This is a genomic window from Ruminococcus albus AD2013, assembly GCF_000526775.1.
Lineage (GTDB): Bacteria > Bacillota > Clostridia > Oscillospirales > Ruminococcaceae > Hominimerdicola > Hominimerdicola alba_A.
In genome coordinates this window covers 1,824,113-1,847,397 of record NZ_JAGS01000001.1, presented here as the reverse complement: position 1 = coordinate 1,847,397, position 23,285 = coordinate 1,824,113, and the positions used below count along the sequence as shown (strand labels likewise).

Here is a 23,285-nt window from a genome sequence, read left to right as displayed (position 1 = left end):
TAGAAATTTTTCGGGCGGGAAGAATTTTTTGAGAAATGGTTGACAATCCGGTCGTGAAGTGTTATTATTAGTTAGAAAACTAACTAATAAGGAGGAAAGAGCGTGGGTCACAAAAACGATCATACAAAAATGCCTCGTATGCTGCTTGAAAGACCCGATGCAAAGCCGTCGATGTTCATCAACGACATATCGCGGCTGTTTATGCACCGCGTAAGGCGGGAATGTGAGCGCTGCGGTATCTCCCACGGGCATCACAAGCTTCTGATGGAACTATTCCAGAATGAGGGTGCGACTCAGCTTCAACTGGTACAGCGAACTCATCTGACTGCGCCGACTGTTTCGGTGGCGCTGGGCAAAATGGAGAGCGAAGGGTTGGTGCGCCGTGAAGCTGATACCGAGGATATGCGTCAGGTGAAAGTTTACCTGACAGAAAAGGGACGCGAAAAGGTCGATCAGGTGAGAAGCATATTCCGCGGGGCTGATGCTGATATGGTGAAAGGTATCCCGCAGGAGGAGCTTGATGCGATGATGGCTACTATGCGTAAGATACTGAAAAATCTGCTGGAGGAGGAAGATAAGTGAAGCTTGCAAAATACATAAAACCTTACCTGCCTTTTGTACTTCTGGCACCCCTCAGTATGGTGGGAGAAGTATCCATGGATCTTTTACAGCCTAAGCTAATGTCCAAAATAGTGGACGATGGTGTTCTGGGCAGTGATTACGGGCTGATAATAAGAACGGGCATATTAATGCTGTGTACCGTCATATTCGGAGCTTGCTGCGGCTCGGCATCCGCGTTTTTTGCTGGGTGCGCCTCGCAGGGATTTTCAAGAGATGTGAGGAATGACCTCTTCAAGCGGGTGATGGGGCTGTCATTCCAGCAGACGGACAAATTCACCACAGGTTCCCTTGTGACAAGGATAACCGCCGATGTTACAGCGATTCAGCAGATGGTGGATTTCCTGATACGAGGATTTGTGCGAAACATAATAATGTTCATTGGCGGAGTAATAATGATGCTGACCCTTGCTAAAAGTTTCGGTACGATAATCGCGGTAGCACTGCCTGTTGAAGCCCTTATCGTTATACTGATAATGCGCAGGGCAAATCCGCTTTATGCCATAGTTGCAAGCAGGCTTGACAGCGTTAACTCGGTCATGCAGGAGAATGTCACGGGCGCGAGAGTAGTCAAGGCATATGTCCGTGAAAAGCACGAGCAGGAGCGTTTTGAGGGCGCGAATATGGGCTTGACGGAAGCTAACCTGAAAGTTCAGGAGCTCATGGCACTGCTTTCGCCTGTACTTATGGTGATAATGAATTTCTCGGTGATGGCGGTAATTTATATCGGCGGCTGGCAGGTTCAGGCTAAGGAGATGAAAGTCGGTGAGGTAATGGCGGCGATAACCTACCTCACGCAGGTGCTTCACGGCATAATGATGATATCCATGATGTTCCAGACCATGGCAAGGGCGAGCGCATCAGCAAAGCGTATCAATGAGGTGCTTGATACCGAGCCTGTTATCAGGGACGGCAACGGTGGAGATATCGGTACTAAAAAAGGTACAGTTATTTTCAGGGGAGTTACCTTTGCATACCCCGAATCCAGCGGTGAGCCCGTACTTACGGATATCGATCTTGATATCCATGCAGGGGAGAACATAGCTATCCTCGGCGCGACGGGTTCGGGAAAATCCTCGCTGGTGAACCTTATACCCAGATTTTACGATGCAGACCGGGGCGAAGTTCTGATTGACGGCGTGAATGTCCGTGAATTCGGGCTTGAAGACCTCAGAAAAAGGGTCGGTATTGTTTTGCAGAAGAGCGAGCTTTTCTCCGCAACGGTAGCCGAGAATATCCGCTGGGGTAAAGATGACGCAACCGATGAAGAAGTCAGAAAAGCCGCTGATATCGCACAAGCTGACGAATTCATAAGCCGTATGCCCGATGGCTATGACAGCATGATTGCCGAGAAAGGCGCGTCACTTTCGGGCGGACAGAAACAGCGTATGTCAATAGCAAGAGCCGTGCTTAAAAAGCCCGAGATACTTATATTCGATGATTCCACCTCGGCACTGGACCTTGGTACCGAGGCAAAACTCAGGGCTAAGCTCAGAGAAGAACTCAAAGGTACAACGGTAATAACCATCGCACAGCGTATCGCCAGCGTAAAAAGCTGTGACAGGATAGTTGTCCTCGACCGCGGCAGGATAGTCGGCTGTGATAATCACGACGCCCTGTTGAAAAACTGTGAGGTCTATAAGGATATCTATGATTCCCAGATCAAGACTCAGGGAGGTGAATCATAATGCCCCCTATGCCACCTAATCCGAATAACAAGCAGCAGCCGGGAGGAAGACAGGCTGCTCTGATAAATGCAGAAAAGCCCAAAAACGCACGTGAAACTCTGGGCAAACTGCTGAGGTACATCGGCAGGAGCCAATACCTTTTCTTCGGGCTTATGGCTATTATGCTGATGATCACTCTGCTTGGTCTGGCTGCGCCATATATCCAGCAGATAGCCATTGACTGCATAACCCTCGATGATAAAAAGCTTAGCGTTGACACCGAGAGGCTCATTAAGATACTTATTGTACTTGGCGTTGTCTATCTGATGAACTCGGTATTCTCTTATTTGCAGGGCATATTCTCCGCAAGGCTGTCACAGAAGACGGTATCCACCATGAGGCGAGACCTCTTCGGCGACCTTGTCAAACTTCCGATAAAGTACTTTGACAGCCACCGACACGGCGATATAATGAGCCGTATGACCAACGATGTTGAAAATATTTCCAACACTGTGTCTCAGTCCATAGGCTCGCTGATATCGGGCGTGCTGACTGTAGTTGGTTCCATCGTAATAATGTGGACCTACTCGCCTTTGCTGACGCTGATATCACTTTCCACCGTAGTGCTGACGGTTTTTGTATCAGCTAAGATGACCAAATATATGCGCAGATATTTCCTGAAACAGCAGATAATACTGGGCAAGCTTAACGGTCATGTTGAAGAGATGGTAACGGGACACCGCACTGTTGTATCCTACTCAAAGGAACAGGCAGCTGTGGAAGATTTCAATGCGATGAGCGATGAACTGCGCAGGACAGGTATACGTGCGCAGATATGTGCGGGCATAATGGGTCCGCTGATGAACTGCATAGGAAACTTCGGCTTTGTTATGATAGCTGCATTCGGCGGCTGGTTCAGCTATAAAGGCTGGATAACCGTGGGTACGATACAGGCATTCATACTCTACTCAAAGCAGTTTTCAAGACCTATAAACGAGATAGCCAACCAGTACGCCAATATACAGACAGCCATTGCAGGTGCTGAACGTATTTTTGAGGTAATGGAAACACCTCCCGAAACTGACGAAGGCACAAGCAAGATCACTGCGGAAGATATCCGAGGAGATATTAAGTTCGAGGACATACATTTCAGCTATGACCCCGAAAAGCCTGTGCTCAAAGGGCTTGATCTGGATATAAAGCAGGGTCAGAAGATAGCTATTGTTGGTGCGACAGGTTCGGGCAAGACTACTGTTGTAAATCTGCTGACGAGATTCTACGATGCGGACAGCGGCAGTATAACCGTGGACGGCGTAGACATCAGGGATATGCGAATGGACGAACTGAGAAAGTCCGTTGGCATAGTTTTGCAGGATACGGTACTGTTCAAAGGCAGTATCGAGGATAATATCCGCTACGGCAGAGAAGATGCACCCGATGAAGATGTCCGTCGTGCGGCGGCGCATGCAAATGCAGATGTTTTCATACGGCATCTGCCCGAAGGCTACAAAACTCAGCTTGCCGAGGGCGGCTCGAATCTCTCACAGGGACAAAGACAGCTTCTCGCCATTGCAAGGGCTATCCTTGCGGACCCAAAGATACTTATTCTCGATGAAGCGACTTCCAGTGTTGATACTCGAACCGAAATGCACATACAATCTGCTATGGTGGCACTGATGAAGAACCGAACATCGCTGATAATAGCCCATCGTCTTTCAACTATCCGTGACGCTGATATGATAGTTGTAATAGACGGCGGAAAGGTCGCCGAAAAGGGAAGACACGAAGAACTTATCGCGCAGAAAGGCTGTTACTACGAGCTTTACCGCACACAGTTCGCGGGCAACAAGACCTGATATAGCACAGCAAAAAGCGGAGGACAGCTGTCCTCCGCTTATACTTTTATATGTGTAGGATATTCAGAGTTTTATCTGCCAGTAGTAACGGCGGTTTGAAGCGGGAAAATCCGACATAACGCCGTGCTCGGGGTCATAGAAAGTACCTTCACAGTACAGCGACCAGTGCCAGCATCGGGGTGTTTCAAGGCTCAGCATACACAAGGGAGGAAGCTGTGATTTTTTCGTGACAGGTACACGTTGATCTGATACCCATGTACCGTGAGAGCGAAGATATTCTTTCATTTCTTTAAGTGTGGTCTCACGTTCGTTGTTAAGGTCGCTGACGACTTGTTCTGTGGATATCCCCAGCACCATCGCAAGTACTGCCTGACCGCACTGTAAGTCGGTGGGTTCGTGGATATATGTGATATTCATTGGTATGCCTCGTTTCGTAGTATAAAATTACCACTATATTCTAACATGAGTTATCCGGTATGTCAATAGGTGAAAAACAACGGGATGACCGTGCGGCCATCCCGTTTATATCATTTCAGTATAAGGTTGAAAAGTCCGAGGACGAAGCCTATCAGCGCACCGAGGTTTACTATGGTGCTGAGTTCCTTTTTCATGACGGTCTGAACCAGATCTTCCATTTTTTCAATGGACATATCGTTGATCTTGTCTTCTACCATCACAGCAAAATCCAGCTTTTCAAAAAGCTTGTCGATGTAGTTGTTAACGGCGCTGCGGTAGACTTTTCCTGCCATTTCAGTAAGGCGGGCTTCATCTACTTTTATAAGTTCAAGCAGTTCAAGACCGCTTTTTTCGCTGAGATCGGAGATCTTGTTCTCAATGACAGGCTTTACACACTCCATTCCGTCGCGGTCGATCATTGAACGTATCTTTACGACCAGCGGGGCGGTGAAAGACTGTATCTTCTCTTCGGGGATAAGCTTTGCGAACATGGTATTGCTCAGCTTTTCCTCGATGGAGTCGTTGCATTTTTTCACAACTATCTCGGGCAGCTGTGAAGCCGAAAGTTCATCAACTATCTGTCGGCTGAGCATCTCGCTGAGCTTTGAACTACCCTCAGCATAGGTCTCCTCAGAGCATTTTGTCAGCTTGCATATCTCAGCACGGATATTGTTTGAAAGCTCCTGCGTTATCGCCCCTGTTATGCGCGTTTCGATCTCACCGCCGAGAAGCTTTGCCTTGATATCCTCCTTGGTGACAAGTTCAGTACCAACGACCCTGCCTACGGCTTTTGCGAGACGTGGCTTGCCCTTGGGTATCGCACCCGGGGTGAAAGGTACACGGTGCCCCAGCAGATATACCTCATGATGGGGGAAGAAAAGCATCTTCACCGCGATAAAGTTCGTAAAATAACCAATGACCGCACCTATCAGCGGTGCAGCCAGCATTTTCAGTATTTCCATTTGTTTGCACTCCTCGTATGTTGTCTGTTTTACTGTTCTTTTGTCTGGATATATTTCTTTATTGAGGAATAGTATAGCACTAATTTCTGCGGTTGTCAATAAAAAATAATGACGCAAATTTTAAAGTATCTGTCAAGGAAAATAGCTTTATCATTACACATGATTTTTTGTCAGCCTGCCCAAATCCGCACCTGTGATATTATGCACCAAACTGATTTAAAATTTAACTCAGACATATTTCTGTAAGAGTTGTACAAAAACGTACAACTTTTCGCCTGAATTCACTGATAGTAGGAAGCCATTTTCAAAATGTTCTCTGTGTGCAGGATGGCAGGCAGCCGCAAACCGGAACTACGGTACGGGGAACGGCGTGTACATCTGCACAGTGAATAACGATAGAAAACCTACCTTTGAATTTGTATCAATATTTATCAAAATGTTAACAAAAAGTAAAAAGAGGTTTTTTGGCGGATTTCGACTTGAAAAGTTGGAAGATAAATGTTATAATGGTATCCGTGTAATTATGATAAAAACTATATTATGTAAGTTTTTTATCCCGCAAATTAAATCGATTGGAGGAAACTGTATGTCTGAAACAAAAAAGTCTCTGGCAGAACTTCAGGCACTTATTGCTGACAGCGCTGCAAGAACAAGGCTGACATATCTGTTTGATGAAGGAAAATTTACCGAGCTTGACGCTTTCGTTGGCGAGGCTGCGGGCGTTATAACTGCCTATGGCTATGCTGACGGCGAACCTGTCTATGCGTTCTCTCAGGATGTTTCCGTTAAGAGCGGCGCTATGACCGAGGCTGGCGCAAGAAAGATAGCTAAGATCTATGATCTGGCTGCCAAGACAGGTACTCCTGTTGTAGGTATTTATGATTCATACGGCGCTGATGTAAATGACAGCGCTGCTGCACTGAGAGCTTACGGCGAGCTGATGCTGTGGACAGCAAATCTTTCGGGCGTTGTTCCCCAGATAGCTGTTGTTGCCGGCGTATGCTCAGGCACTGCCGCACTTCTGGCTGAGGCTGCTGACTTTGTTGTAATGGCTAAAGACGCAAGCCTGTATGCCGCTCCCAATGCAAAGAGCAACGGTTCCGCTGAAAATGCTGCTGCAAACGGCACTGTATGCGCTGTTTGTGAGGACGACAAGGCTGCTGTCGAGAAGGCAAGAGCTATCCTGCTGAAGCTTCCTGCTAACAACCTTTCTCCTGTTCCTGTATATGAGTATGAAGAGCCCGCAGCTGCTGCGGGCAGCGATATCGAGAGCCTGACTAAGGCTGTATTCGATGCTGACAGCGTTATCGAACTCAGCGAGGGCTTCGGCGGTGCTGCTTATACTGCTCTGGCAACTGTCAACGGTGAGACCGTGGGCGTTGCTGCGACCAACAAGACCAAGGACAAGCTGACAGAGAACGACTGCGCTAAGCTGGCAAGATTCGTTCGTACCTGTGATGCTTTTGCTGTTCCTGTAGTTACCTTCGTTGATACCGAGGGCTTTGCAGGAAATGATGAGACCGAGGCTGCAGGTGCTGTAAAGAGCATGAGCAAGCTGGCTCACGCATATGCTGAGGCTACTACCGCTAAGATCAGCGTAGTTACAGGCAAGGCTTACGGCGCAGCTTACATAGCACTGGCAGGAAAGGGCGCAAATGCCGATGCTGCATACGCTCTGCCCACCGCTGTTATCTCTGCACTCGACCCGATTACTGCTGCTGAGTTCCTGGAGCATGACAAGCTCACAGGCGCAACCGATCTTGCTGCTGCAAGACAGGCACTGGCTGATGAATTCGCAAAGACTCAGGCAAGCGCTGCAAATGCTGCTGTAAACGGTCTGGTAGACGGTATCGTTGATGCTTCACAGCTGAGAAGTGCTGTTGTTGACGCTCTGGCTATGATGAGCGGCAAGAGAATTTCCAGACTGCCCAAGAAGCACAGCAATATCCAGCTTTAATAAGTAAATAATTGTAAAGGACGGTATAGTTATGAAAAGATATAATATCACTGTTAACGGTAAGGCTTACGATGTAGCTGTTGAGGAGGTAGGCGCTGACGCTGCTGCTCCTGTTGCTGCTGCTCCCGCACCTGCTGCAAAGCCCGCTGCTGCATCTGCACCCGCTGCTGCTCCCGCAGCTAATGTTGAGGGTACAAAGGTAACTGCTCCTATGCCCGGCAACGTACTTGATATAAAGGTAGCTGTAGGCGATACTGTTACCGCAGGTCAGGCTATCGTAGTGCTTGAAGCTATGAAGATGGAGAACGACATCAACGCTCCCGTTGCAGGCAAGGTTCTGAGCATCAATGCTACAAAGGGCTCACAGGTTGATACAGGCGCAGTTCTGGCTGTTATCGGCTGATGACATCTTATCACTGAAAGGAACGATATATAATGGCTAAGCTTAAAATTACCGAGACAGTTCTTCGTGACGCTCATCAGTCTCTGCTGGCAACGAGAATGTCTATGGACGATATGAAGCCTATCCTCTCCACAATGGACAAGATCGGTTTCTATTCCGCTGAATGCTGGGGCGGTGCTACATTTGATTCCTGCATACGTTTTCTGAATGAGGATCCTTGGGAGAGACTGAGGACACTCAGAAAGGAAATGCCCAATACCAAGCTCCAGATGCTGTTCAGAGGACAGAATATGCTGGGTTACCGTCACTATGCCGATGACCTGGTAGAGTACTTTGTTCAGAAGTCTATCGCTAACGGTATCGATATCATAAGAATATTCGACGCACTGAACGATATCAGAAATCTCCAGACAGCTATCAAGGCTGCCAATAAGGAGAAGGGTCACGCTCAGGTCGCTATCTCTTATACTCTGGGTGAAGTTTTCACTCACCAGTATTATATGGATTACGCTAAGCGTATCCAGGAAGCCGGTGCTGACTCCATCTGTATCAAGGATATGGCTGCACTGCTCACTCCTTACGAGGCTGAAACACTGGTAAGAGATATCAAGTCTGTTGTTGATATCCCTGTACAGCTCCACACTCACTACACCTCAGGTCTGGCTTCCATGTGTATCTTGAAGGCAGTTGAGGCTGGTGTTGACGCAGTTGATACCGCTATGTCTCCTCTCGCACTGGGTACTTCCCACGCTCCTACCGAGTCTATCGTGGCTACATTCCAGGGCACAGAGTACGACACAGGTCTTGACCTTGTCAAGCTGAACGAAGTAAGAGATTATTTCATGGGTCTTAGAAAGAAGTACATCGACAATGGTCTGCTGGATCCTTCCATGCTGGCTACAAATACAAATGCACTTCTGTATCAGGTTCCCGGCGGAATGCTCTCCAACCTGCTCAGCCAGCTGAAGCAGGCAGGCAAGGCAGATCAGCTTGAAGACGTTCTGAAGGAAGTTCCTAAGGTACGTAAGGATTCAGGCTTCCCGCCCCTCGTTACACCTACTTCCCAGATCGTTGGTACACAGGCTGTGTTCAATGTTATCATGGGCGAGAGATACAAGACCGTTACCAAGGAGTTCAAGGGCCTTGTAAAGGGCGAATACGGCAAGACTCCTGTGGCTATTGATCCTGAATTCCGCAAGAAGATACTGGGCAGCGAAGAACCTATCGACTGCCGTCCCGCAGATCTCCTGCAGCCCGAGTTCGAGACAATGAAGAAGGAATGCGCTGAGTGGACAGAGCAGGAGGAGGATATCCTGACCTACGCTATGTTCCCGAAGGTAGCTCCCAAGTTCTTCAAGGACAGACGCGACAAGAAGTACGGCGTTGACGGCGCACATTCCGACGCTGCCAATAAGGTACACCCTGTATAATTCATAATTCATAACACTAAAAGCGAAGCGTTAGTGTGTGCATTAATTCATAATTGTTTACATGAGCGGATAGTACGTTGTGCTGTCCGCTTTTTGTGTAACGAATACCAAAGAGAAGAGCTTTTGGTCAAGCTTTTCGCGAAAAGCTTGCGGGGAGCCACAATCAGCAAAGCAGACTGTTGAGGGCAGAGCCCTCAACTCAAGGTGCGACCTGATACCGCAGTACATCGTAAATAAGCATTGCAAAAATATGGTTATCCCCTTAACACACCACAAGTAAGATCACTGCACCAAAGCAGCCAAAAGCCTTAAATACGCACTGTTTTCCAGCTTGCGACGGTTGAATTTGTAACAGTATTCGGCAGCATATAACGCTGTGTGGATCTTTTCGTTTCCGTGGTAAGTTCCCATGATCATTGCTTTGAAGTTTGATATAACTTTATGCATCCAATTCAGCTGACCGCTTGTCGGATCATATGTCTCAAAAATATGGAAGTATTTCTGTGCCAGCGGCTTCTTGTAACTTCGGGCATTATCACTCTCGATCTTAGAACCTGCGCGGATATTATCCCTGGCAAATCTACCCACAGTTATACCCTTTAAATTCGGCACATCGCTCATTTTAACGTACTCGGGATTTCCTGCTGCGTTCTTTGATAAAGCTACGATCATCTTGACTTTTTCAGTTCCTCTACCACACTTTTTACCGTGAGTCGGAGCACCGAGATACGTGTCATCAAGTTCAACGATCCCGTCGAGCAAATAGCGTTCTTCACGGCATTTCATGGCTTTTCTGATGCGATGAAGGATGTACCAGGCAGTCTTGTAAGTCACGCCAAGAGTTCTCATGAGAGTAACAGCGGACACGCTGCATTTGTTGCTCATAACGAGGAATGCGGTGATTATCCACAGTCTGAGCGGAATATGTGTTCTGTGCATAAAAGTTCCGTTTGTGGCGGAAATATCTGCTTTACATAACTTGCAGCGCAGCAGATGACGTGACCTTATCCTGCGGTACTCAGAGCCACCGCAAAACGGGCAGGCAAAGCCCTTTTCAAAGCGGATATCAAGCAGAAAATCCTTGCAAAAGCTTTCAGCTGCGAACTTTGAGTATATCCCATCAAGTGTGATCTCAGGTTTCGGAAATCTTTTTGACATAGCGACAGCTCCTTTCGGTTTCTGTCACTATTATACTATATTTCCCGGCTTTTGAGGTCCGTTTATTTGGAAAGCATTGTAAATTATCTGTGGTGTGTTAAAGGGATAACCATGTTGCAAAAAAGTCAGATCAGCGTAATAATAAAAGTGCAGTTACATACTATCTACACATCAAATACATAAAACAACTATATAAAAAATTAAATTACCACGATGTGAAAAGTAATATGTACCATGCGAATTTTGTATGCTGTACCGAAAAAAGCCAAGGAATGGGAAAAAATCGGGAAAAGATGTAAAAAATAATAAGTTTTTTCTGAAAAAGACTTGAAAAAAAATCTGATATGGTGTATAATAGATTCAGAAATTTTTTTCTAGGAGGTACAATACAATGGCAAATGTAAAAGTTGCAATTAATGGTTTTGGTCGTATCGGCCGTCTGGCTTTCAGACAGATGTTCGGTGCAGAGGGTTATGAAGTCGTTGCAATCAACGACCTGACTAAGCCCTCCATGCTGGCTAACCTGCTGAAGTTCGATACTGCACAGGGTGGTTACTGCGGTAGAATTGGTGAGAACACTCACACTGTTTCCGCTGATGATGAGGCAAACACCATAACAGTTGATGGCAAGACTCTTCAGATCTATGCAAAGGCTAACGCTGCTGAGCTGCCTTGGGGCGAGCTGGGCGTTGACGTTGTTCTGGAGTGCACAGGTTTCTACTGCTCAAAGGCTAAGAGCCAGGCTCACATCGATGCTGGCGCTAAGAAGGTAGTTATCTCTGCTCCTGCTGGCAACGATCTGCCTACAATCGTTTTCTCTGTTAACGAGAAGACTCTGACTAAGGATGACAAGATCATTTCTGCTGCATCCTGCACAACTAACTGCCTCGCACCTATGGCTAAGGCTCTGAACGACTATGCTCCTATCCAGAGCGGTATCATGAGCACAATCCACGCTTACACAGGCGATCAGATGATCCTCGATGGTCCTCACAGAAAGGGCGATATGAGAAGAGCTAGAGCTGGCGCTGCTAACATCGTTCCTAACAGCACTGGTGCTGCTAAGGCTATCGGTCTGGTTATCCCTGAACTGAACGGCAAGCTGATCGGTTCTGCACAGAGAGTTCCTGTTCCTACAGGTTCTACAACTATCCTGACTGCAGTTGTTAAGAAGGCTGACGTTACTGTTGACGGTATCAACGCTGCTATGAAGGCTGCTGCTTCCGAGAGCTTCGGTTACAACACCGATCCTATCGTTTCTTCTGACGTTATCGGCATGAGATTCGGTTCTCTGTTCGATGCTACTCAGACAATGGTTTCCAAGATCGCTGATGACCTCTTCGAGGTACAGGTTGTTTCTTGGTACGACAACGAGAATTCTTACACATCTCAGATGGTAAGAACTATCAAGTACTTTGCAGAACTGGGCTAATCCCAATTAATTGCAACGATATATCCCCCGAGGTCTTAGGATCTCGGGGGATTTTTTGTAAGTGAAAAAATTATTATTTTGTTTACTTAAAATTATCACATTCATATGTCATAATATTCTCTGTTGAAACCGATGCTTAAATCTCGGTTAATTAAGTATGTGTAAAAGAAAGGAAAACCACTATGTTCAATTCTAAGAAAAATTTAAAAATGATATCGGCAGGTCTGGCGGCTGTTATGATGGTGCTGACTATGGCAGGCTGTTCTTCACCCGAAACAGGAGACGCTTCAAAAGCTGATGTAAAGGAAAAGACTTCTTCCACAGCAGCAGAAGAATCCTCAGAGGAGACCGCAGGCGGGGAAAGCGCGGCAGAGGAATCCGTTGAATCAGAAGTCAAAGAGGATACCGAAAGCAGTGAAGCTTCTGCTGTCACCACCTCTCCCGATGATTTTGATCTTGATGCCATGATAGCCAGCATCGAAGCTGAGATCCCTGACATAACAGCTTATTCCGGTATCGATATAGACATAGATCCAACTCTGGAAGATACATCTTCGACCGCCGAAGCAGGCACAACTACCAAGCCCGAGGCAAATGCGCCCGCGGCGGCTGATCTTACAAGCTATCAGCAGTTTTCCTTTGACGGCATGACTTATGATAACGCAAATATCCTTGATTCTGCTGTTACTGTACCTTCCGGCTGGGAGGACAAGGGACGTTCAAGTAAAGATTATAAGAATACCCTCTATCCTGATTATGACATAGTAGTTTCGGATAAGGTAGTTCAGTTTATAAAAACCAGGGATGAGGGCGGCGATAAGCCTTCACTAAAACTCTATAAGGGGCTTACCTGGGGTGCATCTGTTGCTGATATCAAGGCGGCTTACGGTGAACCTGTTCACGAGGGTTCAAGCGATCAGTACGGCACAGCTTTCACTAATATGTTCTATAAGGACAGCGATGGTCTGCTTATCATCTATCAGGTATCCTCTGATTGGGGGCTGGCAGGTATCATTTGCGAAGGTAAAAACTAAGTACATATCAAAGCACTCCTGTTTACACGGGGGTGCTTTTTTGTACTCATTCACACTGATGTTACTAACAGCATACTATAAAATACAGTAAAGAACGGGAGGTCGCGGCATGGATAAAGCAGTGTTTTTATGCGCGGGCGGAGACCTGCGGCAGGTATATATGTGTGAGAGTTTGTGCGCATTGGGTGATGTCTATGCGCTGGGTATAGATGGTGCTGATGAAGTTAAAAACATATCATCTGCGGAGGATATGCCCGAAAAGGCTGATATTCTTGTACTGCCGGTCTTATCGGGCGGTGACAGCCTTGATATCGGCGGGGAAAAGATAAGTCTCGAAAGGCTGGCTTCACAGGTGAAAGCGGGCGGACTTGTACTTGGCGGCAAGATTTCAGCCGAACAGGAAAAGCTGTTCGCAGAAATGGGTCTGAAAACAGAGGACTACTTCAAGCGGGAAAGTCTGGCTGTAAAAAACAGTATCCCCACGGCAGAGGGTGCACTGATGATAGCTATGGGAAACAGCGCAGAAACGGTTTTTGGAAGTAAAGTGCTTATCCTGGGCTTCGGCAGAACAGGAAAGTGCTGCGGGCGGCTGTTCAAGGCGGTGGGTGCAGAGTGTACTGTTGCCGTAAGGCGACCAGATGTGCTTGCACAGGCGTGGACAGAGGGATTTGAAACTTTCTCCATGTCGGAACTGGCGGATAACATCGGAAGGTTCGATACTATTATAAATACAGTTCCTGCGATGATATTGACAGAAGAGGTATTGAAAGCGGCAAAGACGGGGTGTCTTGTGATAGATCTGGCTTCAAAGCCCGGCGGGACGGACTTCGCGGCGGCAAAAAGAATGGAGATAAACGCGATACACGCTCTTGCACTTCCGGGAAAAGTAGCACCTGCGGCGGCAGGCAGACTCATTGCAGAAACAATAAGGGAGATAACAGATGAGAGGGGGATAACAAATTGCCGACAGAAAACAAACTGAAAGGTGTCAGGATAGGCTATGCTTTGGCAGGGTCTTTCTGTACATTTGAGAAAAGCTTTAAAGCGGCTGAAAAGCTCAGGGATATGGGCGCAGAGCTTCTGCCGATAATGTCATACAATGCCGCGGGGGTGGATACCCGATTCGGTAAAGCAAAAGATAATATCGGGCGATTTGAAGAAATAACAGGCAGAAATGTCATAAAGACCATCGAGGACGCCGAACCGATAGGTCCGAAAAGAATGTGCGATGTGATGGTAGTTGCGCCTTGTACAGCTAATTCGGCGGCGAAACTGGCGGTGGGTATAACCGATACTCCGCTGACCATGGCTGTGAAAAGCCATCTGCGGAGCGGTCTGCCTGTTGTGGTAGCAATATCGACAAATGATGCTCTTGGAGCTTGTGCAAAAAACATCGGCATATTGCAGAATTACCGCAACTACTATTTTGTGCCCTACGCGCAGGACGATATTGTGAAGAAACCTGCATCAATGGTGGCTGACCTTTCGCTTCTGCCCGATACTGTTGAAATGGCACTGAAAGGCGTTCAGATACAGCCGGTGGTGTTTAATTCACAATTCATAATTCATAATTCATAATTATTGGCAGGGCGGTGAGGTAGCAGGGCTTAGGATAGAATGCCAAGGAAGCAAGCTTTTGGTCAAGCTTTTCACGAAAAGCTTGCAGAGAGCTCGAGAGGCAGAGCCTCTCGGTCAAGGCGCAAAGGCGACGAAGCAACAAAGCAATAAATAGCAAAACAAACTTCCGGTCATTAGGGCGTGGCAATAACAAAATCCCGAGCGTGGACAAAAATCAATGTCCACGCTCAAACTTTGTGCGTAAAAATATTGCCGCGTCCGAAATCAACGGCGGAACGCTCGTTGATTTCTCGACCCGAACGGAGAGAGGGGCGACCTGATACCGTAGTACGTCCATATAAAACAACCGCATATATCGCACGAAAGCAGTACCGTAACTATTGACTTTTGTACGGCGGTGTTTTATAATATAAGTGCATGAGCGGCACTTCCGCTGTGCGAGATATCGTCGGGAGGACTGGGTATGGAGATAGTAAAAATCGTGATCACGGGCGGACCATGCGGTGGAAAATCAACGGCTATGAGCCGTATAATGAAAGAGTTCGACAAGCTGGGCTATACGGTGCTATTTGTACCCGAAACTGCCAGCGAGCTGATAGGCGGCGGTGTTGCGCCATGGACTTGCGGCAGCAATGTGGATTTTCAGAAGTGTCTGTTTGCTTTGCAGCTTGAAAAGGAAAGAGTATTTCAGCGGGCGGCTTCGACTATGGGCAAGGATAAATATCTTATCGTTTGCGACAGGGGCGCTCTTGACAATAAGGCTTATATGTCTAAAGAAGAATTCACCGAGGTGCTTGACAGCATCGGCATGAAAGAGGTTGAGCTCCGTGACAACTACGATGCGGTATTCCATCTGGTAACTGCGGCTAAGGGTGCGGAGAAGTTCTATACTCTGTCGAATAATTCGGCGAGAACTGAAACGCCCGAGCAGGCGCGTGAGATAGACGAGAAACTCATAGCTTCATGGACCGGGCATCCACACCTCAGGGTAATAGATAATTCCACCGATTTTGAGGGAAAGATGCAGCGTCTTATGTCGGAGATAGCTTCGTTCCTTGGCGAGCCTGAACCTCTGGAGATAGAGAGGAAATTCCTGATAGAATATCCCGATACAGTTAAGCTGGAAGCGTTGCCCAACTGTTCGCGGGTCGAGATAATACAGACCTATCTGAAGTCGGATAACGGTGACGAAGTAAGGGTGCGCCAGCGCGGCACAGAGGGAAGTTTCGTTTACTATCTCACAAGGAAGAAAAAGATTTCGGATATGAAGCGTGTTGAGATAGAGCGCAGGCTGACACAGGAGGAATATCTCGCATTACTTATGGATGCAGACACTTCACGCAGGCAGATAAGAAAGACCAGGTACTGTCTTTCGGAAAATAACCTGTACTACGAGATAGATGTATATCCCTTCTGGGACGATAAGGCTATTGCGGAGATAGAACTTAGTGACGAGAACACCGAGATAGTTTTCCCTGATTTTATCAAGGTGATAAAGGAAGTCACCGAAGATGAGAACTACAAAAATGCCGCTCTGGCACTGATAAAGTGAGAACTGCCCGAAAGAGGAAACGTCCCTTTTTCGGGCTTTTTTGCGGAGACTTCGAGAATTTGTCTGACTACAGCTTTACAATTTGCTCATTTTATGATATAATATTAAAATACCGCACGTTTCAAACGCGGGGAAAGGAAAGTAAATATGGATATTAATAAAGTCCTTGCACAGGAATTTAATTTAAGACAGGAGCAGGTGGATAACACTGTTGCTCTCCTTGATGATGACAAGACTATACCCTTTATAGCACGTTACCGTAAAGAAGTAACGGGCTCACTTGACGATCAGGTGATACGTGAACTTTATGACAGACTGACCTATCTGCGCAATCTGGAAAAGCGCAAAGAGGAAGTCATAAATGCTATAACCGAACAGGAAAAAATGACCGACGAGATAGCTTCGGCTATCGAAAAGGCTGTCACTCTCGTTGAGGTTGAGGATATCTATCGTCCCTACAAGCCCAAGAGAAAGACAAGAGCTTCTATCGCAAGAGAGAAAGGTCTTGAACCGCTGGCTGAACTTATCATGGCACAGGCTGACTCGACCGATCCCACAGCCGAAGCTGCGGCTTATATCAGCGAAGAAAAGGGCGTTGCCGATGCAGCTGCGGCTGTACAGGGCGCTATGGATATAATCGCCGAGGACGTTTCCGACAATGCCGAGCTTAGAAAGGCTCTGCGTGAGGCTTACAATAAGTCGGGTAAGATAACTTCTGCGGCGGCTTCCGAGGAAGCTGATGTGGTATACAAGAACTACTTTGAGTACAGCGAGAATGTATCGAAAACAGCGGGACACCGTGTTCTCGCCCTTGACCGCGGTGAGAAAGAGGGCGCACTGAAAGTCAGCATTGATATACCCGAGGGTATGGGCGAAGAGATATGCCGCGGACAGTATGTTAAGAATGATTCCGCCTGCGGCAAACTGGTGGCTGCTGCCTGTGAGGACAGCTTCAGCAGACTTATCGCGCCTTCCGTTGAGCGTGAGATAAGGGCTGAACTTTCTGCAAATGCACAGGAAGGCGCTATCAAGGTGTTCTCGTCAAATCTGCGTCAGCTGCTGATGGCACCGCCTGTGAAGAATACCGTAACACTGGGTCTTGATCCCGGATATGCTCACGGCTGTAAAGTTGCAACTGTTGACGAAACAGGCAAGGTGCTTGATACGACTATCGTATATCTGACACAGAGCGAACGCCGCAAGGAAGAAGCGAGAAAAGTTCTTACCGATATGATAAAGAAGTACGGCGTTACTACCATCGCTATCGGCAATGGTACAGCTTCACGTGAAACAGAGGATTTCACCGCCGAGCTTATACGCGGTATCGACAGCAAAGTCAGCTACATGGTTGTATCCGAGGCAGGTGCTTCGGTTTACTCCGCTTCAAAGCTGGCGGCTGAGGAATTCCCCGATTATGATGTATCGCTGAGATCCGCTGTATCCATTGCAAGACGTTTGCAGGATCCTCTTGCGGAGCTTGTTAAGATAGACCCCAAGGCAGTCGGTGTTGGTCAGTATCAGCACGATATGCCCAAGGCACGTATGGACGATGCCCTGAAAGGTGTTGTTGAGGACTGCGTTAACTCCGTTGGTGTAGACGTTAATACAGCATCCTACTCTCTGCTTTCGTACATCGCGGGTATCAACTCTGCTGTGGCTAAGAATATTGTGCTTTACCGTGAAGAGAACGGCGCATTTACTGACAGAAAGCAGCTGCTGAAAGTCAAGAAGCTGGGCGCTAAGGCTTATGAGCAGTGTGCAGGCTTCCTGCGTGTGCCCGAGGCTAAGAATCCCTTTGATAATACAGGTATCCATCCCGAGAGCTATGCAGCTGCTAAGGCTCTGCTGGAGAAGTGCGGCATAGATGAGAGCGATGTCGGCAATACCGAAAAGCTGACCGAAGCTATGAAAGACCGCGACCTTGCTGCACTTGCAAAGGAACTTGATACAGGTCTGCCCACACTGACAGATATCGTAAAGGAACTTGAAAAGCCCGGCCGTGACCCTCGTGACGAGCTGCCTCCTCCGCTGATGAGAAGCGGCGACGTTATGGAGCTTAAAGACCTGACTCCCGGTATGGAACTCATGGGTACTGTAAGAAACGTTATCGACTTTGGTGCGTTCATTGATATCGGTGTGCATGAGGATGGTCTGGTACATATCTCACAGCTTTGTGACAAGTTCATAAAGCATCCGCTTGAAGTTGTAAAAGTCGGCGATGTTGTAAAGGTATGGGTACTTGATGTTGATATGCAGCGCGGAAGAGTATCCCTGACCATGAAAGACCCCTCCAAGCCCTCAGCACCCAAGCCCGAGCGCAGACAGGGCGGCGGAAAGAAGAAAAAGCAGAATGATAAGAGGGATAACAGAACTATCGAGTCGATAGGTTCAAACCTTGGCGGCATACAGGTGAGAAGAAGAAAGAGCTGACGGAACTTTCTGGACACTTTTGCGAAAATTCCCCGAAAATGCCACGCATTTTGTACAATATGATATATGATGAAATTTTTCTGATTTTTTTGTTAAAAACGGTTGATTTTTACGGATATTTATGCTATCATATTAGTATGCCCCGATTTGGGGTACTATATTTGGAACTACATTACTGAGGGGAATGGTATATAAATGAAAACTAAAACTTGTCCGTACTGCGGTAAGGAGCTTTCAGGTGAGGCTGTACTTTGCAAGTTCTGCCACAATCTGCTTATCGATGAGGACGGCAAAATGACATCTGAGGGCGGCGTTGGTGATGAGACAAAGGTCTTCAAAAAGCCCGATCCTGATGATGATATGACGAAGCGTTTCGTTCTGCCCGAAAATGCCAAGAACAGCAATAGCGACGTAAGCCGCGGCCACAATGGCAACGGCGGCAGAAAGAAGAGTGCTCCTGTTATCGATGATGAAAGAGAAACTGAAGATTTCTTTGCAAATGACGACTTCGATGATTTTGACGATGGTTATGATGATGATTATGAGGAAGATTCAGCAAGAAAGCGTCTGTTCATCATAACAGCTGTTATTACCGTTGGTGTGCTGATAATCGTTATCGCAGCGATACTTATCGGTATGAGACTCTTCGGTAAAAAGGGAAATGATAATGGTGCTGACAATGCAGGTGCAGCAAGACCTGCTGCAACAAGTGCGGTCGAACAGCAGCCTCAGGATCAGACACCTGTCGATGACGGAATAGAAGATGAACCCGCTGCAACAACTCCCGATAATGGTGATGCACAGCCCACAGAGAGTGCAGCAGCTGTTGAATCAGCAGCACAGTCTACCGAAAGCGGTGCTGATACTTCATCGCAGAGCGACACAGACAGCAGTGCAGTAAACTTTGCTGAACCCGGTGACAGTTCATCGGCTGCTCAGAGCGGTGACGGTACTTCGTCGCAGGCTTCCGACAGCAGCAGTCAGGCAGAGGTAGATATCTCAGATCTTGAAAACACAGTACGTACAGCAGTTGCAGGTGAGATCAATGGCGATATCACAGGCAGTCAGTTCAGATCGGAAGAAAATGGTTATGCATACTACTACTTCTTTACTGACAACGGCGCACACGGTTACAGTGTTGCATACAATATCGCAACAGGCAATTTTGTTTGCGATCAGAACTATTAATTAAAAGATTTGCACAGGCAATGCGGCCTTTTTATGGGTGGCTTGCCTGTGCTTTTTTGTAAAACGCACTTGAATTACAGTGGATAATGTGGTATAATTTTTTGTAGAGTTTGTTCGGATAAGTAAAAAAGTAGTGTCCGCATCGGTGACATAAAGCTGTTTGCGGCATTATCACGGAGAAAACAGTATGGTCGAAAACGGTACACTTATTGAAAAGATCGAAAAACATCCGCGGGTCTGGTTCGCTGTATCGGCTGTTATTGCGCTGATATGTCTGTTAAGCGGGCTGACGGGACTTCTGGTAAAGTCTGATATTGATGTTAAGGATATAGAAAAAGCACCTTTCTATGGTCATGCAGAAGCAGAAGTCACCGAACGTGACAACGATGAAGATTTTGAGATAAGAAACAGCTTTTGCAGATTTATACCTACGGGTAACGAATATTTTTTTAGGGTATGTACTAAGGACGGCACGTGGCTGTTTGTAAGGGCTGATAAGAACGCCGATATTGAAAAGAAAACAGTGATAGGCGGAAGAGTACGGAAATTCAGCGGGGATGAGAAAAAATATCTGCTTGATAAATATGCGATAGATACTCATAACTATATTGATATGACATGGATTCGTATCAGTTTATTGCAGATAGCTTCAGGACTGCTGATGGCATTTGAAATATTGCTGGGTGCGGCGATGATAAAGGATAAGATATCTGCGGAGAGCAAAATGCGTAATGCGGCAGAGATAGTTTTCTGTGCTTTGCCTTTCCCGTTTGCGGCGATATGGATATATCTGCTGTGTCATTTATAAGGAGGTAGTGAAATGAAATATACCGAAAGGGAAGTACTCCAGTTTGTGGAGGAAAATGATGTAAAATTTATAAAGCTTATGTTTTGCGACATTTTCGGAGCGCTTAAAAGTATATCGGTCCCCGCTTCGGAACTGCCGAAGATATTCCGTAAAGGACTGCTATTTGATGCTTCAAAGCTCAGCGGTTTTATGAATTTTTCAAGCACCGATCTGCTGCTTTTCCCCGACCCCGACACGCTGTCGCTGCTGCCGTGGAGACCTCAGCAGGGCAGAGTTGTAAGATTTTTCTGTACAATAAAATACACAGATGGCACTGTATTTGACGGTGACGGAAGAGCTTTCCTGAAAAATGCAGTTGAGTATGCAAGAGGAAAGGGATATAATTTCCAGATAGGTACTTCCTGCGAGTTTTATGTTTTTGAGAAGAACGATAACGGTCAGATAACAAAGATACCTCATGATTATGCAGGCTACTGCGATATCGCGCCTGCCGACAAGGGTGAGAATCTCAGAAGAGATATATGCCTGACACTTGAACAGATGGATATTTATCCCGAGAGCTCCCGCCACGAGAGCGGGCCGGGTCAGAACGAGATAGATTTCCGTTATTCCAACGCCCTTAATGCGGCAGATAATCTTGTCACTTTCAAGAACGTTGTAAAATCCGTAGCTGACAGAAACGGGCTTTATGCAACATTCATGCCCAAGCCCCTTTGTGACAGACCCGGTTCGGGACTGCATATCATGCTGCTGTGCATGAAAGGCACCGAGAATATCTTCATGCCGCGCAGAGGTGATCTTGGCAATGAGGCTAAGTCCATGATAGCAGGCATACTCAAAAGGGTCAGGGAGATAACACTTTTCCTGAATTCTACCGCAAGCTCTTACAGCAGACTGGGAACTTCCCGCGCACCTAAGTATATAACATGGTCACATGAGAATTTTGCACAGCTGGTAAGAGTACCTATGATAAATACCGATGAGAATGCGATGATACTCCGTTCTCCCGATAATACCTGCAACCCTTATTTTGCATTGGGTCTGGTGATATATGCCGCACTTGAGGGCGCACTCAACGGTGAAGAACTTTGTTCTGCTACCGACCTTTCGCCCGATAATATCGAGGAGCTTACTGAAAAGCTTCCCGCTTCTCTCGATGAAGCTATAGAAGCGGCAAGGGGCAGTGAATTTCTGGCAGACAGGCTTTCTGAAAATCTTATCGCCCATGTTCTGGATGAAAAGGAGAAGGAAGCCAAAGAGTTTGCTGTTTGCGAGAATAAGGAAATGTTCGAGACTGTGAGATACTTCTACACACTGTAATGGTATCAAAAAAAGGAAAACGCAAGATAGTCTACGATGACAGGGTGTACTACTGGTATGTCAGGGTCACTGAGGGGAGTCATCGTATCCATATAATTTCCGAAGATAAGAAGATCAGGATATGTTCGCCGTTCTGCGACACCGAGGAAAGTGTCACACCGGCGACTGTGCGAGGACTTCTGGAGAAGCATTTTGTTGAGAAAGAGCACGGATAGTTTTAGAAAGGGGGAGAAATTTTGGACAGGATACTTATAGCCGCAGGGTCTGACAAGCACGTATCTGCACTTGTAAGTCAGCTGAAAGAGATTTTCCCCGGAGTGAGATTTTCAACTGTTTCAACGGGGCGTGATGCAAGGCGTGTTGTATCGGAACAGGATTTCGATATGATAGTTGTAAGTTGTCCTCTGCCCGATGAGAACGGTACAGATCTGGCAGAGTTTGTTTATTCGGCATCGGATGCGATGTGTGTATTGCTTGTAAAGAGCGATATTTACGAAGATGTTGCAGACAAGGTGGAAGACGTTGGTGCGATGGTAATATCAAAGCCCTTGAACCGCGAGCTTTTCTACCGTGCGATGAGATTCACGGCGGCGGCAAGAAAGCGTATGCTTGGTATACGTTCGGAGAATATCAAATTGCAGAAGAAGCTGGAGGAGATACGCTCGGTCAACCGTGCAAAATTGGCGCTTATGCAGTATCTTGGCTTTACCGAACAGCAGGCACACAGGTATATCGAGAAAGAGGCTATGGATATGCGATGTACAAAGCTTGAAGTCGCACGCAAGGTTATTCAGATGTACGAGGTGTGATCTTAATTCATAATTTATAATTCACAATTCATAATTATGAGCAGGGCTTGAACGGAGATGAGTATGATATGAGCAATACATTCGGATTGACAGGTAAATCGGACGATAAAGATTATTTTCGTTTAAGCAATGCTGCATCTGATGAAATGATACACGCATTGGTGGCAGCAGGTTCTGCTTTGGCTGAGACTGAGCGAGAAAAGCTGATGATAGTCTGGCTTGGAGATCAGCATACATATATATGCGGTATGGGCAATGTGGGTTTTGATATCGTTGAAATGCCCTGGACTAAGGATGGCTTTGAAAGCGAGAAAGCATTTATACTTCGCTGTGTTGAGGCTGCGAAAAATAAGCTTTGGTGGGACAGACTGGGTCCCGAACTTGAAGGTATTCTTAAAGAAGAACTTGTGATAACGTGGCTGGAAAGTTTCGGAAAACTTGTAGAAAAGATGACTGTCGAACTTGTTGACGAGGAAGAACGCACCGAATGGCTGTCGTGGTTCGGCAAGCTGGGCAAAGAGAATATCATCAGGGAATACCCCACCTGCGAAAAACATAAGGGGATACTGCTCTCGATGTACGGGTGCAGATTTTGTGTAGAATTAAACGAAAATGGAGGATAAACAG

At 46.8% G+C, this 23,285-nt stretch carries 21 protein-coding genes; 18 read left to right on the top strand and 3 right to left on the bottom strand.

Going from position 1 to position 23,285, the window contains the following annotated elements; genetic code table 11:
* Positions 1-102: 102 nt before the first annotated feature.
* Genes N773_RS21200 through N773_RS0108095 form a run of 3 tightly spaced genes read left to right on the top strand, consistent with a single transcriptional unit; the run spans position 103 to position 4,141 of the window.
* Positions 103-582: a MarR family winged helix-turn-helix transcriptional regulator gene (locus N773_RS21200; protein WP_024857324.1), complete on the top strand. Its 480-nt coding sequence runs from the start codon at positions 103-105 to the stop codon at positions 580-582.
* Positions 579-2,306 carry an ABC transporter ATP-binding protein gene (locus tag N773_RS0108100; RefSeq protein WP_024857323.1) on the top strand — a complete coding sequence of 576 codons (1,728 nt, stop codon included), beginning with the start codon at positions 579-581 and terminating at the stop codon, positions 2,304-2,306. The genes N773_RS21200 and N773_RS0108100 overlap by 4 nt, the downstream gene beginning before the upstream one ends.
* Complete coding sequence (locus tag N773_RS0108095; RefSeq protein ID WP_024857322.1) at positions 2,306-4,141, top strand: ABC transporter ATP-binding protein; 1,836 nt, start codon at positions 2,306-2,308, stop codon at positions 4,139-4,141. The genes N773_RS0108100 and N773_RS0108095 overlap by 1 nt, the downstream gene beginning before the upstream one ends.
* A 63-nt stretch (positions 4,142-4,204) precedes the next feature.
* Here N773_RS0108095 and N773_RS0108090 read toward each other — a convergent pair whose 3' ends face one another.
* Together N773_RS0108090 and N773_RS0108085 are read right to left on the bottom strand one after the other, a co-directional pair.
* On the bottom strand, positions 4,205-4,558 hold the full coding sequence (locus tag N773_RS0108090) for a hypothetical protein (protein ID WP_024857321.1): 354 nt from the start codon (positions 4,556-4,558) through the stop codon (positions 4,205-4,207).
* A gap of 110 nt (positions 4,559-4,668) precedes the next feature.
* Positions 4,669-5,559 (bottom strand): DUF445 domain-containing protein, encoded by an 891-nt coding sequence (locus N773_RS0108085; protein ID WP_024857320.1) that lies wholly within the window; start codon positions 5,557-5,559, stop codon positions 4,669-4,671.
* A gap of 586 nt (positions 5,560-6,145) precedes the next feature.
* On the opposite strand from N773_RS0108085, the gene N773_RS0108080 reads away from it, so the two are divergent.
* From N773_RS0108080 to N773_RS0108070, 3 genes are read left to right on the top strand one after another with little or no spacing between them, the layout of a single operon-like run.
* Positions 6,146-7,516, top strand: coding sequence for a carboxyl transferase domain-containing protein (locus N773_RS0108080; protein ID WP_024857319.1), 1,371 nt, complete (start codon positions 6,146-6,148; stop codon positions 7,514-7,516).
* Between the two features lie 31 nt (positions 7,517-7,547).
* Positions 7,548-7,919, top strand: a complete 372-nt coding sequence (locus N773_RS0108075; protein ID WP_024857318.1) for a biotin/lipoyl-containing protein — start codon at positions 7,548-7,550, stop codon at positions 7,917-7,919.
* Between the two features lie 32 nt (positions 7,920-7,951).
* Positions 7,952-9,349, top strand: coding sequence for an oxaloacetate decarboxylase subunit alpha (locus N773_RS0108070; RefSeq protein ID WP_024857317.1), 1,398 nt, complete (start codon positions 7,952-7,954; stop codon positions 9,347-9,349).
* 282 nt (positions 9,350-9,631) lie between these two features.
* On the opposite strand, the gene N773_RS0108065 is transcribed toward N773_RS0108070, so the two are convergent.
* Positions 9,632-10,507 (bottom strand): IS1595 family transposase, encoded by an 876-nt coding sequence (locus N773_RS0108065; RefSeq protein WP_024857316.1) that lies wholly within the window; start codon positions 10,505-10,507, stop codon positions 9,632-9,634.
* Positions 10,508-10,898: 391 nt separating this feature from the next.
* Between N773_RS0108065 and gap the strand changes: the two genes are divergently transcribed.
* From gap to N773_RS0108000, 12 genes are all read left to right on the top strand, one after another.
* Positions 10,899-11,939, top strand: a complete 1,041-nt coding sequence (gene gap, locus N773_RS0108060) for a type I glyceraldehyde-3-phosphate dehydrogenase (RefSeq protein ID WP_024857315.1) — start codon at positions 10,899-10,901, stop codon at positions 11,937-11,939.
* A gap of 182 nt (positions 11,940-12,121) precedes the next feature.
* A complete protein-coding gene (locus tag N773_RS0108055) occupies positions 12,122-12,973 on the top strand; it encodes a hypothetical protein (protein ID WP_024857314.1) in 852 nt (283 codons plus the stop codon).
* 109 nt (positions 12,974-13,082) lie between these two features.
* On the top strand, positions 13,083-13,955 hold the full coding sequence (gene dpsA, locus N773_RS0108050) for a dipicolinate synthase subunit DpsA (protein ID WP_024857313.1): 873 nt from the start codon (positions 13,083-13,085) through the stop codon (positions 13,953-13,955).
* The gene (locus N773_RS0108045; RefSeq protein ID WP_024857312.1) at positions 13,934-14,551 is read left to right on the top strand and encodes a dipicolinate synthase subunit B; all 618 of its coding nucleotides are present in this window, start codon (positions 13,934-13,936) and stop codon (positions 14,549-14,551) included. Before dpsA ends, N773_RS0108045 begins: the two co-directional genes overlap by 22 nt.
* 463 nt (positions 14,552-15,014) lie before the next feature.
* Positions 15,015-16,103: an AAA family ATPase gene (locus tag N773_RS0108035; protein ID WP_024857311.1), complete on the top strand. Its 1,089-nt coding sequence runs from the start codon at positions 15,015-15,017 to the stop codon at positions 16,101-16,103.
* A gap of 147 nt (positions 16,104-16,250) precedes the next feature.
* The gene (locus tag N773_RS0108030) at positions 16,251-18,533 is read left to right on the top strand and encodes a Tex family protein (protein WP_024857310.1); all 2,283 of its coding nucleotides are present in this window, start codon (positions 16,251-16,253) and stop codon (positions 18,531-18,533) included.
* A 195-nt stretch (positions 18,534-18,728) separates the two neighbouring features.
* Entirely contained in the window at positions 18,729-19,721 is a 993-nt protein-coding gene (locus N773_RS0108025; RefSeq protein ID WP_024857309.1) for a hypothetical protein, read from the top strand.
* A gap of 187 nt (positions 19,722-19,908) precedes the next feature.
* A complete protein-coding gene (locus N773_RS0108020) occupies positions 19,909-20,529 on the top strand; it encodes a hypothetical protein (RefSeq protein ID WP_024857308.1) in 621 nt (206 codons plus the stop codon).
* 12 nt (positions 20,530-20,541) lie between these two features.
* Complete coding sequence (locus tag N773_RS0108015; protein WP_024857307.1) at positions 20,542-21,849, top strand: glutamine synthetase family protein; 1,308 nt, start codon at positions 20,542-20,544, stop codon at positions 21,847-21,849.
* The gene (locus N773_RS0108010; RefSeq protein WP_024857306.1) at positions 21,849-22,064 is read left to right on the top strand and encodes a hypothetical protein; all 216 of its coding nucleotides are present in this window, start codon (positions 21,849-21,851) and stop codon (positions 22,062-22,064) included. The genes N773_RS0108015 and N773_RS0108010 overlap by 1 nt, the downstream gene beginning before the upstream one ends.
* A 21-nt stretch (positions 22,065-22,085) precedes the next feature.
* Positions 22,086-22,658: an ANTAR domain-containing response regulator gene (locus N773_RS0108005; RefSeq protein WP_024857305.1), complete on the top strand. Its 573-nt coding sequence runs from the start codon at positions 22,086-22,088 to the stop codon at positions 22,656-22,658.
* A gap of 68 nt (positions 22,659-22,726) precedes the next feature.
* On the top strand, positions 22,727-23,281 hold the full coding sequence (locus tag N773_RS0108000) for a hypothetical protein (RefSeq protein ID WP_024857304.1): 555 nt from the start codon (positions 22,727-22,729) through the stop codon (positions 23,279-23,281).
* Positions 23,282-23,285 lie beyond the last annotated feature (4 nt).